At 70.1% G+C, this 19,369-nt stretch carries 25 protein-coding genes and 1 pseudogene; 15 read left to right on the top strand and 11 right to left on the bottom strand.

Translation table 11 applies throughout. The features are described from left to right. Positions 1-15: 15 nt before the first annotated feature. Positions 16-843, top strand: a complete 828-nt coding sequence (locus tag V9G19_RS24745) for a beta-keto acid cleavage family enzyme (protein WP_462288044.1) — start codon at positions 16-18, stop codon at positions 841-843. A gap of 12 nt (positions 844-855) precedes the next feature. Here the strand turns inward: V9G19_RS24745 and dtd are convergent, their stop codons facing one another. The 5 genes from dtd to V9G19_RS24720 all read right to left on the bottom strand — a co-directional run bounded on the left by dtd (position 856) and on the right by V9G19_RS24720 (position 4,663). Next, positions 856-1,290 carry a D-aminoacyl-tRNA deacylase gene (gene dtd / locus V9G19_RS24740; protein WP_462288043.1) on the bottom strand — a complete coding sequence of 145 codons (435 nt, stop codon included), beginning with the start codon at positions 1,288-1,290 and terminating at the stop codon, positions 856-858. Between the two features lie 2 nt (positions 1,291-1,292). Next, positions 1,293-2,291, bottom strand: coding sequence for an asparaginase (locus V9G19_RS24735; protein ID WP_462288042.1), 999 nt, complete (start codon positions 2,289-2,291; stop codon positions 1,293-1,295). Between the two features lie 97 nt (positions 2,292-2,388). Next, a complete protein-coding gene (locus V9G19_RS24730) occupies positions 2,389-3,120 on the bottom strand; it encodes a hypothetical protein (protein ID WP_462288041.1) in 732 nt (243 codons plus the stop codon). A 222-nt stretch (positions 3,121-3,342) separates the two neighbouring features. Then, entirely contained in the window at positions 3,343-3,879 is a 537-nt protein-coding gene (locus V9G19_RS24725; protein WP_462288040.1) for a hypothetical protein, read from the bottom strand. Positions 3,880-4,093: 214 nt separating this feature from the next. Further along, entirely contained in the window at positions 4,094-4,663 is a 570-nt protein-coding gene (locus V9G19_RS24720) for a helix-turn-helix domain-containing protein (protein WP_462288039.1), read from the bottom strand. Positions 4,664-4,750: 87 nt separating this feature from the next. Between V9G19_RS24720 and V9G19_RS24715 the strand changes: the two genes are divergently transcribed. Both V9G19_RS24715 and fdhD read left to right on the top strand, forming a co-directional pair. Next, the gene (locus tag V9G19_RS24715; RefSeq protein WP_462288038.1) at positions 4,751-5,071 is read left to right on the top strand and encodes a DUF2516 family protein; all 321 of its coding nucleotides are present in this window, start codon (positions 4,751-4,753) and stop codon (positions 5,069-5,071) included. A 13-nt stretch (positions 5,072-5,084) separates the two neighbouring features. Next, entirely contained in the window at positions 5,085-5,924 is an 840-nt protein-coding gene (gene fdhD / locus V9G19_RS24710; RefSeq protein WP_462288037.1) for a formate dehydrogenase accessory sulfurtransferase FdhD, read from the top strand. Here fdhD and mobA read toward each other — a convergent pair. Together mobA and V9G19_RS24700 are read right to left on the bottom strand one after the other, a co-directional pair. Further along, complete coding sequence (gene mobA, locus V9G19_RS24705; RefSeq protein WP_462288036.1) at positions 5,820-6,296, bottom strand: molybdenum cofactor guanylyltransferase; 477 nt, start codon at positions 6,294-6,296, stop codon at positions 5,820-5,822. The two genes, fdhD and mobA, sit on opposite strands and share 105 nt — an antisense overlap. Continuing rightward, a pseudogene (locus V9G19_RS24700) lies at positions 6,286-6,465 on the bottom strand (NTP transferase domain-containing protein); the annotation flags it as partial. The pseudogene V9G19_RS24700 and the gene mobA, both read right to left, overlap by 11 nt. 101 nt (positions 6,466-6,566) lie before the next feature. Here V9G19_RS24700 and V9G19_RS24695 point away from each other — a divergent pair. Next, a complete protein-coding gene (locus V9G19_RS24695; RefSeq protein ID WP_462288035.1) occupies positions 6,567-6,956 on the top strand; it encodes a phosphomannose isomerase type II C-terminal cupin domain in 390 nt (129 codons plus the stop codon). Here the strand turns inward: V9G19_RS24695 and V9G19_RS24690 are convergent. Continuing rightward, positions 6,953-7,750: a class I SAM-dependent methyltransferase gene (locus V9G19_RS24690; RefSeq protein ID WP_462288113.1), complete on the bottom strand. Its 798-nt coding sequence runs from the start codon at positions 7,748-7,750 to the stop codon at positions 6,953-6,955. The two genes, V9G19_RS24695 and V9G19_RS24690, sit on opposite strands and share 4 nt — an antisense overlap. A gap of 219 nt (positions 7,751-7,969) precedes the next feature. Between V9G19_RS24690 and V9G19_RS24685 the strand changes: the two genes are divergently transcribed. From V9G19_RS24685 to V9G19_RS24665, 5 genes are all read left to right on the top strand, one after another. Then, complete coding sequence (locus tag V9G19_RS24685; RefSeq protein WP_462288034.1) at positions 7,970-8,725, top strand: hypothetical protein; 756 nt, start codon at positions 7,970-7,972, stop codon at positions 8,723-8,725. Between the two features lie 78 nt (positions 8,726-8,803). Beyond that, positions 8,804-9,475, top strand: a complete 672-nt coding sequence (locus V9G19_RS24680; protein WP_462288033.1) for a glycosyltransferase — start codon at positions 8,804-8,806, stop codon at positions 9,473-9,475. Further along, complete coding sequence (locus tag V9G19_RS24675) at positions 9,357-10,049, top strand: glycosyltransferase (protein ID WP_462288112.1); 693 nt, start codon at positions 9,357-9,359, stop codon at positions 10,047-10,049. The genes V9G19_RS24680 and V9G19_RS24675 overlap by 119 nt, the downstream gene beginning before the upstream one ends. Beyond that, positions 10,046-10,615, top strand: coding sequence for a type III secretion system chaperone family protein (locus V9G19_RS24670; protein ID WP_462288032.1), 570 nt, complete (start codon positions 10,046-10,048; stop codon positions 10,613-10,615). Before V9G19_RS24675 ends, V9G19_RS24670 begins: the two co-directional genes overlap by 4 nt. Positions 10,616-10,624: 9 nt before the next feature. Beyond that, positions 10,625-11,362 carry a phosphoglyceromutase gene (locus V9G19_RS24665; RefSeq protein ID WP_462288031.1) on the top strand — a complete coding sequence of 246 codons (738 nt, stop codon included), beginning with the start codon at positions 10,625-10,627 and terminating at the stop codon, positions 11,360-11,362. Positions 11,363-11,375: 13 nt separating this feature from the next. Here V9G19_RS24665 and phoU read toward each other — a convergent pair whose 3' ends face one another. Continuing rightward, positions 11,376-12,074, bottom strand: a complete 699-nt coding sequence (gene phoU / locus V9G19_RS24660) for a phosphate signaling complex protein PhoU (protein WP_462288030.1) — start codon at positions 12,072-12,074, stop codon at positions 11,376-11,378. 191 nt (positions 12,075-12,265) lie between these two features. On the opposite strand from phoU, the gene V9G19_RS24655 reads away from it, so the two are divergent. Both V9G19_RS24655 and V9G19_RS24650 read left to right on the top strand, forming a co-directional pair. After that, positions 12,266-13,444, top strand: a complete 1,179-nt coding sequence (locus V9G19_RS24655) for a sensor histidine kinase (protein WP_462288029.1) — start codon at positions 12,266-12,268, stop codon at positions 13,442-13,444. Beyond that, complete coding sequence (locus V9G19_RS24650; RefSeq protein ID WP_462288028.1) at positions 13,441-14,127, top strand: winged helix-turn-helix domain-containing protein; 687 nt, start codon at positions 13,441-13,443, stop codon at positions 14,125-14,127. Before V9G19_RS24655 ends, V9G19_RS24650 begins: the two co-directional genes overlap by 4 nt. Before the next feature lie 31 nt (positions 14,128-14,158). Here V9G19_RS24650 and V9G19_RS24645 read toward each other — a convergent pair whose 3' ends face one another. Continuing rightward, a complete protein-coding gene (locus V9G19_RS24645) occupies positions 14,159-14,644 on the bottom strand; it encodes a hypothetical protein (RefSeq protein WP_462288027.1) in 486 nt (161 codons plus the stop codon). 154 nt (positions 14,645-14,798) lie between these two features. On the opposite strand from V9G19_RS24645, the gene V9G19_RS24640 reads away from it, so the two are divergent. The 4 genes from V9G19_RS24640 to V9G19_RS24625 all read left to right on the top strand — a co-directional run bounded on the left by V9G19_RS24640 (position 14,799) and on the right by V9G19_RS24625 (position 17,039). After that, the gene (locus V9G19_RS24640; protein ID WP_462288026.1) at positions 14,799-15,281 is read left to right on the top strand and encodes a CarD family transcriptional regulator; all 483 of its coding nucleotides are present in this window, start codon (positions 14,799-14,801) and stop codon (positions 15,279-15,281) included. A gap of 28 nt (positions 15,282-15,309) precedes the next feature. Next, on the top strand, positions 15,310-16,050 hold the full coding sequence (ispD, locus tag V9G19_RS24635; protein ID WP_462288025.1) for a 2-C-methyl-D-erythritol 4-phosphate cytidylyltransferase: 741 nt from the start codon (positions 15,310-15,312) through the stop codon (positions 16,048-16,050). 88 nt (positions 16,051-16,138) lie between these two features. Further along, positions 16,139-16,642: a 2-C-methyl-D-erythritol 2,4-cyclodiphosphate synthase gene (gene ispF, locus V9G19_RS24630; protein WP_462288024.1), complete on the top strand. Its 504-nt coding sequence runs from the start codon at positions 16,139-16,141 to the stop codon at positions 16,640-16,642. Positions 16,643-16,784: 142 nt separating this feature from the next. Beyond that, positions 16,785-17,039: a hypothetical protein gene (locus V9G19_RS24625; protein ID WP_462288023.1), complete on the top strand. Its 255-nt coding sequence runs from the start codon at positions 16,785-16,787 to the stop codon at positions 17,037-17,039. Between the two features lie 108 nt (positions 17,040-17,147). On the opposite strand, the gene V9G19_RS24620 is transcribed toward V9G19_RS24625, so the two are convergent. Further along, positions 17,148-19,331, bottom strand: coding sequence for a hypothetical protein (locus V9G19_RS24620; RefSeq protein ID WP_462288022.1), 2,184 nt, complete (start codon positions 19,329-19,331; stop codon positions 17,148-17,150). Positions 19,332-19,369: the final 38 nt, after the last annotated feature.

The following is a 19,369-nucleotide window of genomic DNA, read 5'->3' as shown; positions in this document are numbered from 1 at the left end:
CGCGATGATGGCGGTATGACCGCCACGTTGATCACCGTCGCGCCCACCGGCGCCGAGCACGAGAAGTCCGCCGTCCCCCACCTGCCGACGGCCCTGGACGAGCTCATCGAGACCGCCACCGCCTGTGCGGCCGCCGGGGCGGCGATGATTCACGTGCATCTGCGGGACGAGGAGCACCGCCCGACGCTCGATCCGGGCCGGCTCGGCGAGGCGGTTGCCGCCTTGCGCGAGGCGACCGACCTGATCGTTCAGCTCTCGACCGGCGGCTCGGTCCACGACCCGCTGGAGAGCCGGCTGCGGGTCTTGGACGCGGCCCCCGACTCGTGCAGCCTGACCTGCGGCACGCTGAACTTCGGCGACGACATCTTCATGAATCCGTTCGGCTTCATGAGCGACCTCTACGTCCTCGCTCAAGAGCGGCAGGTCGTGCCCGAGTTCGAGCTGTTCGACCTCGGCCACATCGGCGCCCTGTCCCGGCTGATCGACCGGCACGGGCTGCCGTTCGGCGGCAAGGTGCATGTCGACTTCGTCACCGGCGTTCCGGGCGGTATGCCGGCCACCCCCGCCGCGCTGCTCGCCGGCGTCGCGATGCTACCGCCTGAGGTCACCAGCTGGTCGGCGACCGGGATCGGCCGCGGCCACCTGCCCGTGCTCGCCACCACGCTGGCCGCCGGCGGGCACGCCCGGGTCGGCATGGAGGACAACACGATCTATGCCAAGGGCCAACCGGTCGAGCACAATTCCGAACTCGTCGTGCGGGCCGCCCGGCTGGCGACCGAGATGCAGCGCCCGCCGATGGCGACGACGTCGGCGCGGGAGTTCCTCGGTATCCGGGCCGGGTGAGTGCCGGCCGGGTCAGCCGACGGCGGTGTCGAGCAGGATCGTCACCGGCCCGTCGTTGACCAGCGTGACGGCCATGTCGGCGCCGAAGACGCCGGTCTGCACCGGCAGGCCGTAGCGGCGCAGGGCGACCGCGAGCGCCTCGATGAGCGGTTCGGCCACCGGCCCAGGTGTCGCCCCGTTCCAGGAGGGCCGCCGGCCCTTGCGGGTGTCGGCATACAGCGTGAACTGGCTGACGAGGATGACCGGGGCGCCCAGATCGGCGGCGCTGATTTCGTCGCGCATGATCCGCAGCTGGGCGATCTTGCGCGCCAGCCAGTTCACCTCGCGCGCCCCGTCGTCGTGGGTGACGCCGGCCAAGACGACCAGTCCCGGCTCGTCGAAGGCTGCCAGCTGCTCGCCGGCAACGTGCACCGCGGCCGACGTCGCCCGCTGGATCACGGCGCGCACGGCTACAACTCCACGGCGACGATTCCGCCGACCGGCTCGCCGTGGCCAAAAAGCGGCGCGTCCCGCAGCTTCTCGTATGCCGCGGACTCCACCCCGAGCTTCGCCAGCACGGCCGCGAGGATGACCGGCCGGGCCCGCTGCGCGCCGTCGGCGACCTTGAGCGCGATCCCGCGGCCGTCGGGCAGCCCGACGGCGTAGACCGCCTCGGCGCCGTCCTTGGCGATCGCCCCCGGCGTCCCGCGCATGACCGCGGTGACATCCCGGCCGGTCCCGCCGACATACTCTGGGTGGGCGCGCATCGCGTCCGCGATCTTTGCTTCGGCAGTCCCGGGTTCGGCCGCGGCAAGGCGGCCGAAGGCGCGGGCCAGGCCGCTCAGGCTGATCGCCATCACCGGGGCGCCGCAGCCATCCGGGGCCAGGGCCGCGATCGGTTCCCCGGTCAGCTCACTCAGCGTCTGGGCGATCGCCTGCTGAAGGGGATGCCCCGGGTCGCGATAGGTCTCCCGGTCCCAGCCCGCGGCCACGCAGGTCGCGAGCATCGCCGCGTGCTTGCCCGAGCAGTTCTGGTAGATGCTCGTGCGGGGCAGCCCGGCCCCCGCGATCCGGTCGCGCTCGGTCTCATCGAGCGGGTAGTCGGGGGTGTTTTGCAGCTCGGACTCCGCCACCCGGGCGCCCGCGAGGATGGCACGGACCCCCTCGAGGTGCAGCGGTTCGCCGCTGTGGCTGGCGCAGGCCAGGGCGAGCAGGTGTGCCGGCAGATCGAGACCGGAGCGGACCATGCCCAGTGCCTGGATCGGCTTGTTGGCCGAGCGGGGGAAGACCGGAGCGTCGATGCCGCCGAGGGCAAGGAGTCGCGTGCCTTCGCGGTCGAGGGCGACAGCCGAGGCACGGTGAGCGGATTCGCGGAAGCCGCCGCGAACGGCATACGCCAGGATGGGTGCCTCGGTCAATGCAGCGGAAGCGAGTGAGGCGTCGTCGGTGGTGGGATCGGTGGGCGGCACCAGAGCAATCTAGGGCGTGCGGCCCGAAGACGGGAACTGCCCCGTCGAGGCGAACCTCGACGGGGCAGTCACGACGGGCAGCGGGCCCGCGGGTCGGTCAGTCGCCGACCTTGGCACTGGCGTCCTTGGCGGCCTTGCTCGCCTTGGCGGCGGTCTTGCGGGCGCTGGTTGCGGTGGCCTTGGCGCGGCTGGTGGTGGTGGCGGCGCGCTTGCGGGTGGTGGTCGCGGTGCGCTTGGCCGCGGTGCGGGTGCGCTGGACGCTGTCGCGGACCTCGTCGCCGGCCTGCTTGGCCTCCTCGGAGAAGGTGTCGGCGATCCGCTCGGCGGTGTGCCGTGCCTCGTGAGCCGCGGTCTCGAAGGCGTTCTTGGCCGACTCTTCGACAGCGTGCAGCGACTTGCGTGCGCTGGTCGCGGCGCCCTTGGCCTGGGATCGGGTGTTGTCGACCTGGTGGAGCAGGTCCTTGGTGGACTGCTGGTTGCGGATCCGGTCGACGAGCTTCTCGCCGCGAGTCGCCAACTCCTCGTAGGTGTCCGCGAAGTTCTCGCCGGCCTCGCGCAGGGCGTCCCGGAGGGCGTCGGGGGCATCCTCGATCCGTACGCGAAGCTTCTCGACGGCGTCCTTGGCCTTGGCCGGGAGGTCGGCGAACTCCTGGCGGGTCTTGTCGGCGTTCTCGCTGGCCTTGGCTCCGGCCTCGCGGACCTTCTCCACGGCCAGGTCGGTGAAACCGAGGTAGGCGTAGAACGGGGTCCCGTGGGTGAGCGCGGCCTTGAAGTCGAAGTTCGGCTCGTGGTGGGTCTCGGTGACCCGGTGCTTGGTGGCGGTTGCCATTGCTCTCTCCTTCGTGCCCGCCGTGCTTGATCCGGTGGGCGTTGAATCTCACGAACTATTATGCTTGCTCTAGTTAGCGAATGCAAGCTGACGCAAGCAGCTGTGGTGCGAATCACTCCGCAGGCGACCCGCTGACGCACGAGGCCCGGGGATGATGATCTCCCGGGCCCCGCGCGTGTTCAGGGGATGTCCGGCCACGTCGCCGGAGGGGTCAGTCGCCGGTCAGTCGCCGATCTTCTCGGCGGCCTGCTTGGCGGCCGTCGTCGCCTTGGCTGCGCTCTTGCGCGTGCTCGTCGCCGTCGCCTTGACCTTGCTCGCGGTGCTCGCCGCCCGCTTGCGGGTCGTGGTCGCCGTCTTCTTGGCGGCCGTTCGAGTGCGTCGCGCGCTCGCCTTGACCTGCGTGGCGGTGGTTTCGGCGTGCTCTCCGGTCGAGTCGGCGATTGCGGTCGCGGCCTTGTCGGCCTCGGCGGCGGCCGTGTCGACCGTCGCGCGGACGGACTCCTCGACATCAGCCGCCGACTTCCGAGCGCTGGTGACCGCCCCCTTGGCCTGGGCCGTCGCGGTGTCGACCTGGTCGAGCAGATCCTGAGTGGACTGCTGGTTCTTGATCCGGTCGACGAGCTTTTCGCCGCGGGTGGCGAGGTCGTCGTAGGTCTCGGCCGCCCGGGTGGCGGCGTCGCGCAGGGCGCTGGGGGCGTGCTCGAGTTGTTCGCGGACCTTGGTGGCCGCGCGGCGGGCGCGACCGGGCAGGTCGGCCACGTCCTGCGCTCCGCGGTTCGCGCTCTCGCTGGCCTTGCTGCCCGGCCTCGCGGATCTTCTCGATCGCCAGGTCGGTGGCGCCGACCGAGGCATACAGCGGGGTGGGGTCGGTGATGGCCTTCTTCATGTCATTGGCGATGGGCATCGTCGGTGCTCCTTACGGTCCGGGTCGATCCCGGGTTGGGTTGGTGTCAGTCGGTATGGGGCTGGTTGGTCATTCGGGATCGGTTGTGGGCGCGTCCGTCGCCGCAGTTGCCGTCGGGTCGCTGGTCGGCGTCGCACTCTTCTTGGCGGCGGCCTTCTTGCCGACCCGGGCGGGTCGTGGCGGGATGGTCACGCCGAGGGCTTCCGCGGACGGGGTGTGCGTGGCGGGGGTCGCCCGCTTGGCGCCCGTCGCTGGGGCGGGGGCGTCGGCGGGCGCTCCACCGGCGACATAGCTGTCATAGACGGCGAGCAGGGACGCCTTCTGCTGGCTGCTCAGCCGTGGGTCGGACTTGATCGCCGCGCGCGTGCCGGGAAGGTCGCCCTCCTCGCCGTGCTCGCTCGGGTCGAGCAGCCCGGCGCGGACATACAGCGACTCGGCCGAGACCGACAGGCCCTTGGCGAGTTGCTGCAGGATCTCGGCGCTCGGCTTCTTCAGGCCGCGCTCGATCTGGGAGAGATAGGGATTGGAGACGCCGGCCATCTCGGACAGCTGACGCACCGACAGGCGGGCGTTCTCACGCTGCTCACGCAGATACTCGCCCAGGTTGTTGCCAAGGTCACCGAGTGGATTGCGGGTCATGGAGACCATTATGCTTGCCAAAGTTAGCAAATGCAAACCCACGCAAGCAGGAGGCGGTTTCCCAGGCCCACCACGTATCGTGTCCCCATGTTTGCGACGGTCCAAAGCAGCGTCGCGCTGATCCTCGGGATCGGCGCTCTCGGCCTCGAGGTCTTTGCCCTCGTCGACGCCCTGCGCCGTCGTCCCGACGCGTTCGTCGCGGCGAGCAAGAAGACCAAGCAGTTTTGGACCATCGTGCTCGCCGTCGCGGCGGCCGTGGGTTTCGTCTTCCTGTTCAGTCCGTTCAACCTCTTCGGTCTCCTGGCGATCATCGCCGGCGCCGTCTATCTGACCGACGTCCGCCCGGCGCTCGACCAGGTGCAAGGACGCGGCGGCGGAACCCACATGGGCCCCTACGGCCCCTGGTGACCTTGTGGGCCGGGTGACCACGCGTGTCCCGGTCGAGCGGCTGCGGCTGATCGCGGACGGCTGGGAGCGGGTGCGTCGGCCCGACACGCTCGCCGTCGAGGAACCCCTGGAGATCCGCGCCGCCGGCCAGGTCGTCACCGTCACCATGCGCACCCCCGGCGCCGACATCGACCTCGTCCACGGCTACTTCCTGGCCGAGGGCATCATCGCCGACGCGGCCGGGATCCGCAGCGCCCGCTATTGCGCGGGTGCGGTCGCCACCGGGCCGGACGGACGGGAGCAAAACACCTACAACGTCATCGACGTCGACCTCACCGAGCCCGCCCGCGCCGCGGCCGGGCTCTCCCGCACGGCGTTGAGCACGAGCGCGTGCGGAGTGTGCGGCAGCGCGAGCATCGACGCGATCCGCGACCGCCTCCCGCCGCCGCTGGCCGGTCCCCGGGCACAGGTGACCGCGGGCATCGTCGCCGACCTCATGCGCCGGGTTGGTGCCGGTCAGGAGAACTTCGAGCGCACCGGGGGCCTGCACGCCGCCGCCCTGGCCGACGCCGGCGGGAGCATCCACGCCCTCGCCGAGGACGTCGGGCGGCACAACGCCGTGGACAAGGTGATCGGTGCCGGGCTGCGCGCCGGGCTGCTGCCCCGCGCGGACGCCGTGCTGCTGGTCTCCTCGCGGGCCTCATTCGAGATCGTCCAGAAGGCCGCGATGGCCGGCATCTCGATAATCGCGGTCGTCTCGGCACCGAGTTCACTCGCCGTGGAGACGGCCGCCGCGCTTGGGCTGACGCTGATCGCCTTCGCCCGGGGCGATCGGTGCAATGTCTATTCCGGCTTCGACCGGGTCGCGGACTAAGCGGCGCACGGCCGCCAGATCGGCGGGGGTGTCGACGTCCCGGCTCACCCCGGCGCGGTCGGCGACCTCGACAACGGTCGCTGCGGCATACAGCGATCGCATCGATGAGCCGGCGGTGGCGAGCCGGCGGCGCAACGCCGCCCCATCCCAGACGGCGCACAGGAACTGCAGCTGACCATCCCGGACGTATGCCGCCGCCTCGCCGCCGCCGATCGCGGCGCAGAGCTGGTTGAGCGCCGCGGACGTGACGAACGGCTGGTCCCCGGCGAGCACGGCGACCCGTTCGGCCTCCTGCGGGAGCGCCAGGATGCCCGGCCCGTAGGCCGTTGACCGGTCCGAGAAAGGCCGGCTCGTCGGTGACGATCGGCACACCCGACGCCAGGTCGAGGTCCGCCGGGCCGACCACGACGGCGGTCCAGCCGGCGCACGCCGTGAGCACGCGGTTGACCAAGGCGGTGCCGCCGACGGACAGCTCGACCTTGCGGATCGCGCCGAGCCGGCGCCCGCGCCCGCCCGCGAGGATGATGGCCGCGCGCGTCATTCCGCCAGGGTATGGCGCTCGGCGCGGGTCGGCGCGCGCCTACCATCTGGGGCGGTCTGGCACAATAGCTGAGCTAATCGAGTCGCCCGAGGGAGATGCTGTTGTCCAGCCCGCAAGACCCACGCGCCGAGATGTTCACCGAGGTGCGGCCATGGGGTCAGTTCGAGCAATTCGTGGCCAACACTCCCGTCACGGTCAAGATCATCACGGTCTCTCCCGGTCATCGGCTCTCGCTGCAGGCGCACGATCGCCGCGGCGAGTTCTGGCAGGTGCTCGACGTGCCGCTCGATGTGCATGTCGACGGCCGCGATTGGAGCGCACAACCGGGTGAGCAGATCTGGATCCCGCAGGGTGCGGTGCACCGGATGGGCAACTCGGGGACCCGGCCCGGCCGGATCCTCGAGATCGCGCTCGGCGTCTTCGACGAGGACGACATTCACCGGCTCGAGGACGACTACGCCCGGATGTCCGACGCCGAGCGGGTCGGCTAACCGATCACTGCGCCGGGGCCTCGCGGCGCCACCGCCGCCCAGTCGATGGTCAGCTCGCCCAGGCGCCAGCGCGCCGCATCGCGCAGCGGCCACCCGTCGACCCGCAGCGCCGCTGCCGTCGCGATGAATCGTTGCCGCACGCCATAGCCGGCGTGTGCGGCGTGGCGGCGCCACTGGTCGTCGAGGGCGGCGAGGAAGGCGTGGACGGGTTCCCCGGGCAGGTTGCGGTGGATCAGCGCCTTGGGCAGGCGCTCGGCGATCTCGGACGGCGCGTCCAGCCCCCGCAGGCGCCAGGAGAGCGTCAGGGTCTGCGGGCCGGCCGGGGTCAGCCCGATCCAACTGGCGCGGCGCCCAATCTCATCGCAGGTGCCGTCGACGAAGAGCCCGCCCGCAGCAAGCCGGGAACAGACCAACGACCAGTGGGCCGGGACATCGGCCTCGGCATACTGGCGCAGGACGTTGAAGGCGCGCACGATCAGCGGCCGAGCGCCGCCGAGCAGCGGGATCTCGAAGCCGCCGCGCTGGAAGCGCAACCCGGGACCCGCCAGAGCGGCCGCCGCAGCCACCCGCTCGGGGTCGATCTCGATGCCGACGACCTCGACGTCGGGGCGCACCCGGCGCAGCCGGTCGCGCAGTTCCATCGCGGTCACCGGGCTGGCGCCATAGCCGAGATCCACGACGACCGGGGTCCCGGCATACCGGCGTAGTCGACCCGCCTGCGGCCCGGCGAGCCAACGGTCGCAGCGGCGCAGCCGGTTGGGCGCGGTGGTGCCGCGCGTGATCTCCCCAGTGATCCGGGTGGGGGACGGCGGGCGCGGAGGAACACGCGGGGGCGGAGGAACAGGCGGGGGCGGAGGAACTTCTGCTAGCACAAGTTAGTCGACCTCCCCATAGGCAGCACGGTATTGCCAAGCGGGTAACCCCTGTTAGCAGAAGTTACGCGAGGCGGGGACGGGTGCGGCGAGCGGCCGTAATCTGGGTCGGTGGTGAGCCGGCGCGAGGTGAGCAGGAGCATGGTGGTGTTCGCGGTCGCGTTGCTCGGCGTGATCGTGCTCGCGGGCATCACCTGGATCCCGCCGCTGCTCGGCAAGGACAGCGGCGTCCACGTGACCCGGCCTGGACTGCTCACCGTCACTCCGGAGGCCGACGGGGAGGTCATCCTCACCGAGGGAGCGAGTGTGACCCTGTATGGCAGCGGCTTCCGCCTGGAGGATGCCGGCGGGGTCCTGCTCGACACGGTGACCCGCGGCTCACCGGTCTCGGCGTTCACCGGCTCGGTCAGCGGCCGTGGCGGCCAGCGCCGCGAGGAACTGACGAAGGTCGCTTCCAACGTCGCGATCGCGCGCCGGCTCTCGACCGACACGTTGGCCCGCTACACCGGCTACGTCTATAACGACGACGAGACCATCAAATGGCCGCTGACGATCGATATCGCCGAGTCGAAGGGCCGCTTCCGGTTCATCGTCAACGTCGACGGGGCCGATGCGGTGGTCATCCACCTGCGCCACGACGCGGACACTCGGGGCTATCAGCCGAGCGTCCCCGACCACAACCTCGCCGGCCGCGCCTGGTGGCTGCGCAATGTGTGGTCGGCGTCCGCGCCGATCTTCACCACCTATCGCGGCGTCTCGGTCGCGATGGCGCCCGCGACCGTGAACCGGGCCCTCGATCTGCGCGAACTCGGCCGCAACGACGTCCACCTCTGGTCGGGTCGAGCCGAACTCGGCGTCACCCGGATCGCGCCGCCCATGCAAGACTCGGGGCCATGAGCGAGCCAGCCACGCGCGTCCGGCGGGTGGCGATGATCAGCCTGCATACCTCGCCGCTGGCCCAGCCCGGTGCGGGGGATGCCGGCGGGATCAACGTCTATGTCGCTCGAGACCGCCCGGCGGCTCGGGCGGCGCGGCGTCGCCGTCGAGATCTTCACCCGGGCCACTTCGTCGGCCGATGCGCCGCTCGTCGACCTCGGCGACGGCGTCGCTCGTGCGGCACGTCTGATCGCCGGCCCGTTCGAGGGGCTGGACAAGTTCGACCTGCCGGGACAGCTGTGCGCGTTCGCTGCCGGGCTGATGCGCGCCGCGGCGCACGCGCCCGAGGGCCACTATGACGTCATCCACTCGCACTACTGGCTCTCCGGGCAGGTCGGGTTGGCTCGCCGCCGAGCGATGGAGCGTCCCCCTCGTGCACACGATGCACACGATGGCCCGGGTCAAGAACACCCACCTCGCCGACGGCGACCGTCCCGAGCCGCCCGGGCGCGAGATCGGCGAGGCCCAGGTCGTCGAGGCCGCCGACCGCGCTCGTCGCCAACACCGGCGACCGAGGCTGCGCGAGCTGATCGAGCTGTATGCCGCCGACCCGGCTCGCGTCGTCGTCGTCCCGCCCGGTGTCGACCTGGACATCTTCACGCCCGGCGACCGCGCGGCCGCGCGCGCGCGCGCTGGGCCTGGATCCGCGGACTGCCGCTGCTCGCTTTTCGTCGGCCGGATCCAGCCGCTCAAGGGCGCCCGACGTCCTGATCCGGGCCGCCGCGCGAGCTGGCGCCGCGAATCACCGGAGGTCGCGGCAGCGGCTGCGCGTCGCCGTCCTCGGCGGCGCCAGCGGCACCGGGCTACGCATCACCCCGAGGGCCCCCGAGAGCTGGCGATCAGCCTCGGCATCGGCGACCAGGTCGACTTCCTGCCCCCGGTCGACCGGCCCACGCTCGCGCAGTGGTATCGCGCCGCCGACCTGGTGGTCGTGCCGTCCCGCAGCGAGAGCTTCGGGCTGGTCGCGATCGAGGCGCTCGCCTGTGGCACGCCGGTCGTGGCCGCCGACGTCGGTGGGCTGCCCGTGGCCGTCGGCGCCGGGGGAGTGCTGGTCCAGGGCCACGACCCCGGCGTGTGGGCGGCCGTCCTGGCCGAGTTGCTCACCGACCCGGCGCGGCGCGAGCGGCTCGGCCGCGCCGGCAAAACCCATGCGCAGAACTTCGGCTGGGAGGCCACCGTGGACAAGCTGCTCGACGTCTATACCCGGGCCGTCAGCGACCCGAGCCCGATCGTCATGCCCGAACCGACGGAGACCTTCGGCCAAGCCGTGGCGGTGCAGCCGTGAACCAGCCGCTGCACGACCTCGTCCTGGCCACCGTGCAGGACATGGAGCTGGAATGGGAGCCCGGCTTGCGGGACGGCGAGATCGTTATCAGCCTGCCCGGGGAGAAGAAACTCAAGACCGTCGTGTCCCTGTTGGCGAGCGATCAGACCCTGCTCGTGTCGGCGTTCGTCATCCGCAACCCCGACGAGAACCATCTCGAGGTTTACAAGGCGCTGCTGCGCCGCAACCTGCGCCTGCCCGGCATGGCCTACGCCATCGACAAGTCTGGCGACGTCTTCGTGACCGGGCGTGTGCCCGCGCGGCTGGTCGATGCGGCATACGTCGATCAACTGCTGGGTGTCGTGCTGGAAGCGGCGGACGGGCCGTTCAACGAACTGCTCGTGATGGGCTTCCTCACCTCGATGAAGAAGGAGTGGGCCTGGCGGGTCGCGCGCGGGGAGTCGCTGCGCAATCTGGAGGCCTTCCGCTCGCTGCTGGAGGGCAGCGAGCACGACGAGCGGTATGCCGTGCAGGACGACCCCGGTGGGGAGACGGCGGTCATATCGGCGCAGGGGGCGCCTCGGTAGGGTGGCGGTATGACGTACACCCTCATCCTGCTGCGCCACGGCGAGTCCGACTGGAACCAGAAGAACCTGTTCACCGGCTGGGTCGATGTCGACCTGACCGAGAAGGGCCGCGCCGAGGCCGTCCGCGGCGGGCAGCTGATGAAGGACGCCGGCCTGCTGCCCGACGTCGTGCACACCTCGGTGCTGCGGCGCGCGATCACCACGGCCAACCTCGCGCTCGATGCCTGCGACCGGCACTGGATCCCGGTGCACCGCAACTGGCGCCTCAACGAGCGCCACTACGGCGCCCTGCAGGGCCTGGACAAGGCGGCCACACGGGAGAAGTACGGCGACGAGCAGTTCATGCTGTGGCGGCGCAGCTTCGACACCCCGCCCCCGCCGATTGAGCCGGGCAGCGAGTTCGACCAGACCGGCGACCCGCGGTATGCCGGGGTCGACGTCCCGCTGACCGAGTGCCTCAAGGACGTCATCCCGCGGATGATGCCCTACTGGGAAGACGCGATCACCGACGACCTCAAGGGCGGCCTGACGGTCCTGGTCACCGCCCACGGCAACTCGCTGCGCGCCCTGGTCAAGCACCTCGACGGCATCTCCGACGACGACATTGCCGGCCTGAACATCCCGACCGGTATGCCGCTCGTCTACGAGCTTGGCGAGGACTTCATGCCCACCGGCCCGAGCCGCTATCTCGACCCGGAGGCCGCCGCCGCGGCCGCGCAAGCGGTCGCCAACCAGGGCAAGAAGTAGCCGACGCTCGGCCTTAGGCGGTGGGCGAGGCGGCCGCCAGGCGGTCTTCCTGCTCCTCGTGGTCTTCCAGGTCGTCCCACTCGCCGGTGACCAGATAGGTCACCCGCCGAGCGACCGAGACCGCGTGGTCGGCGAAGCGCTCGTAATAGCGCCCGACGAGGGTCAGGTCCACCGCCGCCTGCGTGCCGTGCTCCCACCGGCCGTCGACCATGTGGGCGAACAGCTGACGATGCAGCTCGTCCATCGCGTCGTCCTCCCGCTCCAGGGTGCGCGCCTCGTTGACGTCGCGGGAGGCAATGACCGAGCCGGTCTTGGCGACGATCCGCTCAGCGACCTGGCCCATCTGGACGATGATCGCGCGCAGCTCGGCCGGCACCGCGACGTCGGGGTAGCGCAGCCGCGCCACCTTGGCGACATGCCGGGCGAGGTCACCCATGCGCTCCAGGTCGGAACTCATCCGCATGGCGGTCACGACGACCCGCAGGTCGGTCGCGACCGGGTTTTGCCGGGCGAGCAAGTCGATTGCCTGGATGTCGAGGTTCTCGCGCGCGGCGTCGATGTCCAGGTCGGCGGCGATGACGCCGTCGGCGAGATGGACATCGCCATCCAGCAAGGCGGTGGTCGCGCGAGCGATGGCCGAGCCGGCGAGCCGGGTCATCTCGACGAGCGCGTCGGTGATTCGGTCGAGGTCCTCATGGAAGGCGGTGCGCATGACGTCCTAACGGCAAGGCAGCGGCAAGCCGACTCGGCGGCAGCCGTCCGGCCAGTGACGGGTGGAGAGTGACACGCGCGGGTTAACGCCTCCGGGACGAGAAGTGAACAACGACCGCACGTTACCGGAATCCGCCCGCCGCTCCGCGCGCACGCAACGCCGTACCGGCCCTGGCGCATACGCTGTCGCGTGTGGATGCGACGACTGCCGCGATCCTCGGCGGACTCGTGGGGATCGTGCTGGGGGCGATGTCCGTCGTGAGCCTGCGGTTGTCCGAGCGTGACCAACAGCGGATGCGCACCCCGCTCACGCCGCCGCCCATCCCCGACGGTGCCTCGGCGATCTTGTCCGTGTTGTCGTCCAGCGCGATCGTCCTCGACTCCACCGAGCGGGTCGTCAACAATTCTCCGACCGCCGTCGTGGACGGCTTCGTCAGCGGCAACCGGCTGACCCACTCGGAGTTGCTCGAGGTGAGTCGCGCCGTGCGCCGCGACGGTGTCATCCGCGAACTCGACCTCGAGCTGCCGCGCACCCGGATCGGCCTGCCGCCGGTGTTCGTCCATATCCGGGCCGCGCCGATCCTTGATGCGCACGTGCTGCTCCTGATCGACGACCGCACCCAGGCCCGTCGAGTCGAGGAGGTGCGCCGGGACTTCGTCGTCAACGTCTCGCACGAGCTGAAGACGCCGGTGGGCGGGTTGTCGCTGCTCGCCGAGGCGATCATCGACGCCCAGGGCGACCCTGAAGCTACCGAACGGTTCGCCCACCGGATGCAACTGGAATCGGCTCGGCTCAGCCGGCTGATCAAGGAGATCGTCGACCTCTCCCAGCTGCAGAGCCAGGATATCCTCGCCGGCGCCAAGCCGGCCCGGGTGGCCGAGGTCGTCAAGGAAGCGATCGACGTCAGCCAGATCGAGGCGGCGGCAAAGAACATCACGATCACCGACCGGTGCGAGCCGGATCTGGCCGTGCATGGCGACTTCGGGTTGCTCGTCACCGCCGTGCGGAATCTCGTCGGTAACGCGATCGCCTACTCCCCCGAGGGCACCGAGGTCGGCGTCGGGGCCCGGGCAGCCGACGGGCTGGCGACCATCACGGTGACCGACCGTGGCCGCGGCATACCGGCCGGCGAGCAGGAGCGGATCTTCGAACGCTTCTATCGCGGGGACGCCGCCCGCTCCCGCTCGACGGGGGGCACCGGGCTCGGCTTGGCTATCGTCAAGCACATCTGCGCCAACCACGGCGGGGAGGTCTCGGTCTGGAGCCAAGAGGGGCACGGCTCGACCTTTACGATCCGGCTGCCGCTCCTGACCGATGCCTCGCTCACCGAGTCACATCGCACCACCCACCCGGAAGGAACCGCTGCATGAGCGCCCCGCGCATTCTCCTCGTTGAGGATGAGCCCTCGTATTCCGAGCCGCTCACCTATGTGTTGCGGAAGGAGGGATACCAGGTCACCGTCGCCGAGACCGGTCCCGACGGGCTGACCGCTTTTGATCGCAGCGGCGCCGACCTCGTCCTTCTCGACGTCATGCTGCCCGGGATGAGCGGCATCGACGTATGCCGCTCGCTGCGCGGCAAGTCCAACGTGCCCGTCATCATGCTCACCGCCAAGGATGGCGAAATCGACAAGGTCGTCGGGTTGGAACTCGGTGCCGACGACTATGTCACCAAGCCCTATTCCTCCCGGGAGTTGCTTGCCCGGATCAAGGCGGTGCTGCGCCGCGGCGGCGACCCCGAGGAGCTCGTCGCCGCGACGGTCGCAGCCGGGCCGGTCGAGATCGACGTCGAGCGGCACGTCGTCACGGTGCGTGGGACACCGGTACCGTTGCCGCTCAAGGAGTTTGAGCTGCTGGAATTCCTCGTGCGCAATGCCGGCCGGGTCCTGACCCGCGGTCAGCTCATCGACCGCATCTGGGGCAGTGACTATGTCGGCGACACCAAGACCCTGGATGTCCACATCAAGCGGCTGCGCAAGAAGATCGAGCACACCCCCAAGGAGCCGGTGCACATCCTGACCGTGCGCGGACTGGGCTACAAGTTCGAGGAGTAGTTGCGGGAAGGCCCGGCGGGCACCCCCTGGGTCAGGAGGCGGCGAAGTCCTGGTAGTAGCCGGCGGCCGGGACGATCGGGACGCTGATGGGCGAGGTGCCGTCGCCGCCGCCGACCTGGAGCACGACCATGTCGCCGGGTTGCCCCGGGACCTTGTCGAGGGTGACCTTGGCCCCGTCCGTCGACAGGTTGGCGGTCCCGCGCGCGGGGATGGTCACCTCGGCGGGGGCACCGCCGTCACCGGCGGCGAAGGACAGTTTGGCCTGCTTGTCGCCGAGGTTGCCCACGGCCGCGCTGATGACGCCGGGACCGTCCTTCGTCGAACCGACCACCACGAGGTTGCGGACCTGCAGGTCACCGACGTCGATGGAGACGCCGTCGCCCGCGTCATACATCACGTCGGTCTGGCGAGGAGAGACGATTTGACAGCCCGAGAGCAGCACGCCGGCAGCCACGGCGGCCGGGAGCAGACGCGCCAGGTGGCGAGGGGTGCGGTGGGAGTTTCGGTGCGCCATCACGAGGGTCAGCCTAGCGGCTCCGGATCGTGCGGCGGCGGCCCCCGTCGGGGGCGCCTCGCGGGTGTCCCTGGCCTGGGGGTATGCGGATTTTTGACATTCCAAGTCCGTGGCCGTGCCGTGTTATCCTTGACGCCGCGAAAGGGGCTAACAACATATGGTTTTCAAGGTCGGCGAGACGGTCGTGTACCCCCACCACGGGGCCGCATTGATCGAGGAGATCAAGACTCGAGTTATCAAGGGAGAAGAGAAGCTCTATCTGAAACTCAAGGTGGCCCAAGGGGATCTGACGATCGAGGTGCCGGCCGAGAACTGCGATCTGGTCGGAGTCCGCGATGTCGTCGGGCAAGAGGGCCTCGACCGCGTCTTCGAGGTCTTGCGCGCCCCGCACACCGAGGAGCCGACCAACTGGTCGCGTCGCTACAAGGCCAACCTCGAGAAGCTCGCCTCCGGCGATGTGATCAAGGTGGCCGAGGTCGTGCGCGACCTGTGGCGCCGGGACAAGGACCGCGGACTGTCCGCGGGCGAGAAGCGGATGCTGTCCAAGGCCCGCCAGATCCTCGTCTCCGAGCTGGCCCTCGCCGAGAAGACCGACGAGGTTAAGGCCGAGTCCATTCTCGATGAGGTTCTCGCGTCCTGATCCCGGTCCTGCCGGTCCCACCACCCACGTGAGCGACGCCGACGCTGCCCCGCGCAGCGTCGGCGTCGTCGTCGTTGCGGCCGGTTCCGGCACGCGCCTTGGGGCAGCGGTCCCCAAGGCGTTCGTCGAACTCGCCGGCCGCTCCCTGCTCGATCACGCCGTATGCCGTGTCCTCGCCGTCCCCGGCGTGGTCCGGGTTGTCGTGGTCGTCCCAGCGGCCTACGTCGAGCGGGTGCAGCACACCGTGCTAGCTGCGCCCCGTCGAGGAAGTTCTGCTAGCAGAAGGTCCTCGACGGGGCCACAGGTCCTCGTCGTCGCCGGCGGGGCGGAACGGACCGACTCGGTGGCCGCTGGACTGGCGGCGCTAGGAAGCGATGTCGACCTCGTTCTGGTCCACGACGCTGCCCGCGCGTTGGCTCCGGTCGCTCTTTTCGAGCGGGTGATTGCCGCCCTCGACGCCGGCGCGGAGGCGGTCGTGCCGGGGCTCCCCCTGACCGACACGGTCAAGGTGGTCGACGCCGACGGCTACGTGCGCGACACCCCCGACCGCGCGCTGCTACGGGCGATTCAGACGCCGCAGGGCTTCACCCGTGCCGTGCTCACCCGTGCCCACGCCAGCGGGCTGCAGGCGACCGACGACGCCGCCCTCGCCGAGGCCTGCGGCATACCGGTGCTCGTCGTGCCGGGCGAGGAAGATGCCCTGAAAATCACGACCCGGGACGACCTGGCTCGGGCATCGCTGAGGTCTGCACTTTTGGGTGAGGTCTGATGCGCACGCGTGCGACCTCACCCCGAACGTACGACCTCGGGGTTGGGGCCGACTCCGGCCGGGCACGTGACTCGGCCACAATGGCCGGGTGAGCGCACTTCCTCGCGTCGGTATCGGTGTCGACGTCCATGCTTTTGCCCGCGAGGGCAGCGACCGGCAACTGTGGGTGGCCGGCCTGCACTGGCCGGGAGAGCGCGGCCTGGAGGGCCACTCCGACGCCGATGTCGCCTGCCACGCCGCCTGCGACGCGCTGTTCTCGGCCGCCGGGATCGGCGACCTGGGCGCGCACTTCGGCTCCGCACGTCCGGAGTATGCCGGGGCTCGCGGGCTGGTCCTGCTCGCCGAGGCCGCCCGCTTGGTCCGCGCCGCCGGTTTCGAGGTGGGCAATGTCGCCATTCAGGTGATCGGCAATCGCCCGAAGGTCGGCGCGCGTCGCCACGACGCAGAGGCCGCCATGGCGGCGGCTGTCGGTGCTCCCGTGGCGGTGAGTGGGACGACGACCGACGGGCTGGGATTGTGTGGTCGGGAGGAGGGTCTGGCGGCGATCGCGACGGCAGCCGTTGTGGCACAGGCCTTTGACCGATCCAACTAGGAGGTCCCGAATTTTACCCTGTAAATCCGGAGGATATGGTCAAGAAAGGGTAAGAATTCCGCTAGCATTGATCTGCGCAATAGTCGCGAATCGGGGTCTCACAGCAGGTGAGGCGGCGTGACGGCGCAGATCGGGGTAGTTGATGAATCGCCGCATTGTGCGCCTTGCCGCCGCAGCAGCCCTTGCCTTCGGGTCCGTCGGGGTGACCGCGACGACCGCGTTCGCCGACCCGGGCAACTCCCACTCCAACCAGGAGGACGGCTGCACGCACGGCAACTCGGGCCAGCCCTGCCGGCCGGACCCCCAGCCCAACCACGGCAAGGACTGTGACGTCCACGGCAACTGGGGTGGCGTCAACGAGGACCACTGCGACAACGGCGACTCCGAGCCGATCTGAGCCGCAGCCTCCTTCTCTGGCATAGTCTTTGGGGCCGCCCTGCTGGGCGGCCCCAAATGGTTTTGGTTGTCCTTCAGTCAGCCTCGCTCGAGTCACCGGCGTGGCTGGTCAGGCGTGGCTGGTCAACTGGCGGTGAGCTTCAGGTCTCCGCTGGTCAACGGGCCGGTGGTGTAGAACACCCGCGTTCCGGCGGAGTTGACCACCTTGATCGTGATCTTGTCCGGCAGGCCGGCGGCGGCGTTGTCGGTGCCGATGACCGTGTAGCGATAGCCGCTGGCGCCACCCCAGGTCGCCCGGCCCACCCCAGGTGATCGTCGACCCGCTCCGGGAGAACGAGCCGACCGTCGAGGAGGCCACGGTCACACCCCCGGGGGTCCGGACCGACAGCGAGCCACTTAGGGTCGTCCCGGACTTGGTGGCCGAGACCGTGAAGCTGGTCGTCTTCCCGCTGTAGGCGACCGCTCCGGAGCCGGCCATCGAGACGCTCGATCCGGCCTGGACGTTGAGGGTCAACGAGGTGCTCCGCTTGCCGCCGTCGCCGTCCTTGCCGACGACGATCACCGAGCACGGGCCGGCAACTTTGACCGCGTGCGTGGTGGCGTACGTGCCGTCGACGACCGGGCCCGACTGGCGGAAGCCGTCGCACCACTTGGCCTCGCCGATCAGGTCGTCATTCGAGCCCAGATCGGTGATTCCGACCGTCACGGTGACCGGGCTGCCGAGGGGCACGGTGGTTCCGCTCGCCGGTGATTTGAGGGTGACCGCGGCCTTGGCGTTCTCGACATAGAGCTGAGCAGTCGCCGTGGCCGTCTGGCCGTTGGGTCTCGTCGCGGTGAGGGTGAGCAGGAAGTTCCCGTCATCCGTGCACGTCACCGATGTGGCCCGAGCATTGGGATCGGCGATCGTGCACTGGGTGCCAGCATCCACCGGGCCATTCGGCGTGACCCGCCAGGCCCACCGCGCGAACTGGTCACCGACGGCCAGCGGGGAGCCGTCGATCGGCATGGCGACGCCCTCATAAACGCCATACGGGCCTCCAGCCGAGACACCGCCTGAGGCAACGACCGTGACCGGAGCGATGTTGGCGGTGCCGGTGACATCCGTGCGGGGGTCGGTTCCTGTGACGTCCACGGAATAGGCGCCCGGGCTTCCGGCGGTTGTCTCGAAGTGCAGGACCGGTTCGGCGGTGGTCTCGCCGGGGATGGTGAACGGTCCGCTCCACGTGGCGACCCGGCCGTTGATCGACGGGTCTGCCGTGGTTTTGCCGGTGGTCGATCCGGGCCGGTAGGTGAAGTCGGCCGGCAGGGTCACCGAGACCGTCGCCACCGGCGAGCCGTAGCGCCGGTTGTTGTCGGCAAGGACCGTCCAGCCGGTCTGGGCTCCGGGAACGACGAGCGCGTGGTCGGACGTGGCGCGCAGGGTGACTGCTTGCTCGTCGACGAAGGCGGAGTAGTCGCCACGTGCCTGCGGCCAGTCGGCGCCGGTTGCGATCACCTGCAGCGGCGAGACCGACGGGATGGTCGTCGTGGCGCGCACCGAGAACGAGAGGGTCACACTGCTGTTGGCGGCGATCGGGAACGGGCCGTCCCAGGTCAAGGCGGTACCGGTCGAGTTCCAGGGCGCCGCGGCCGGGTCATTCGAGGTGATGCCGGAGGTCGACCCGGCGATGTAATCGAAGCCGGCGGGAAGGTTGACCCGGATCCGGTCCAATGTGCCAGCCGCATCGGTGGCGTCGATGATCGTGGCCGTCAGCGGGAAGGCCTCGCCCGGCTTGAGGACATAGTCGGGTCCGGACAGGCGGGCGCGCAGGGCGTCGGTCACGGTGATGGTCGCGACCGGCGAGCGATAGGTGTAGGAGGAGGCGCGGATGGACAATTGGCCGGCCGTCCCCGGCATGACCGTGTCCCAGTGGAATCGCAGGGTCCCACCGGGAGCGATCGGGTCGAAGTCGAACGCGGCCTCGCAAGTGCGGGTGGCATCGTCGTGGCCGATGTCGGCCAGGCGGACTCCGGGGTTGCTGATCGGGGCCCAGGCAAGGCGCAGGCACTCGTCGGCGGTCATCGGCGAGAGGGTGACGACGACTTGCGTCATCCGGGCCTCGACATTGGTGAAGCTGACCGTGATGCCGTCAACCGAGTTGATCACCGCGCTCGCCCGGTCGGGGGTGACGGTGGCGACAACCGCGGCCGCTCCAGCGGGTGCGGCTCCTAAGCCGAGCAGGCTGATCGTGACGACGGCCAGCGTGGCGACGCATCGTCGCACCAGGTGGCGTGGGTAGGACAGCGGTGTCACTCGGGGCCCCTCCTCCAGGACGCGGCAGGCGGGAGGCA

Origin of the sequence: Nostocoides sp., from assembly GCF_037045025.1 — a bacterium.
Classification (GTDB): Bacteria; Actinomycetota; Actinomycetes; order Actinomycetales; family Dermatophilaceae; genus Nostocoides_A.
Note: the sequence above shows the minus strand (reverse complement) of the source record. Positions and strands in the feature narration are given on the sequence as shown.

What these genes read in the sequence shown, in the direction of transcription:
- V9G19_RS24745 (WP_462288044.1), top strand. Translation starts at nt 16, where the DNA reads ATGACCGCCACGTTGATCACCGTCGCGCCCACCGGCGCCGAGCACGAG.
- V9G19_RS24730 (WP_462288041.1), bottom strand. Translation starts at nt 3,120, where the DNA reads ATGGCAACCGCCACCAAGCACCGGGTCACCGAGACCCACCACGAGCCG.
- V9G19_RS24720 (WP_462288039.1), bottom strand. Translation starts at nt 4,663, where the DNA reads ATGACCCGCAATCCACTCGGTGACCTTGGCAACAACCTGGGCGAGTAT.
- V9G19_RS24715 (WP_462288038.1), top strand. Translation starts at nt 4,751, where the DNA reads ATGTTTGCGACGGTCCAAAGCAGCGTCGCGCTGATCCTCGGGATCGGC.
- V9G19_RS24685 (WP_462288034.1), top strand. Translation starts at nt 7,970, where the DNA reads ATGGTGGTGTTCGCGGTCGCGTTGCTCGGCGTGATCGTGCTCGCGGGC.
- V9G19_RS24680 (WP_462288033.1), top strand. Translation starts at nt 8,804, where the DNA reads ATGCCGGCGGGATCAACGTCTATGTCGCTCGAGACCGCCCGGCGGCTC.
- V9G19_RS24665 (WP_462288031.1), top strand. Translation starts at nt 10,625, where the DNA reads ATGACGTACACCCTCATCCTGCTGCGCCACGGCGAGTCCGACTGGAAC.
- phoU (WP_462288030.1), bottom strand. Translation starts at nt 12,074, where the DNA reads ATGCGCACCGCCTTCCATGAGGACCTCGACCGAATCACCGACGCGCTC.
- V9G19_RS24650 (WP_462288028.1), top strand. Translation starts at nt 13,441, where the DNA reads ATGAGCGCCCCGCGCATTCTCCTCGTTGAGGATGAGCCCTCGTATTCC.
- V9G19_RS24640 (WP_462288026.1), top strand. Translation starts at nt 14,799, where the DNA reads ATGGTTTTCAAGGTCGGCGAGACGGTCGTGTACCCCCACCACGGGGCC.
- V9G19_RS24625 (WP_462288023.1), top strand. Translation starts at nt 16,785, where the DNA reads ATGAATCGCCGCATTGTGCGCCTTGCCGCCGCAGCAGCCCTTGCCTTC.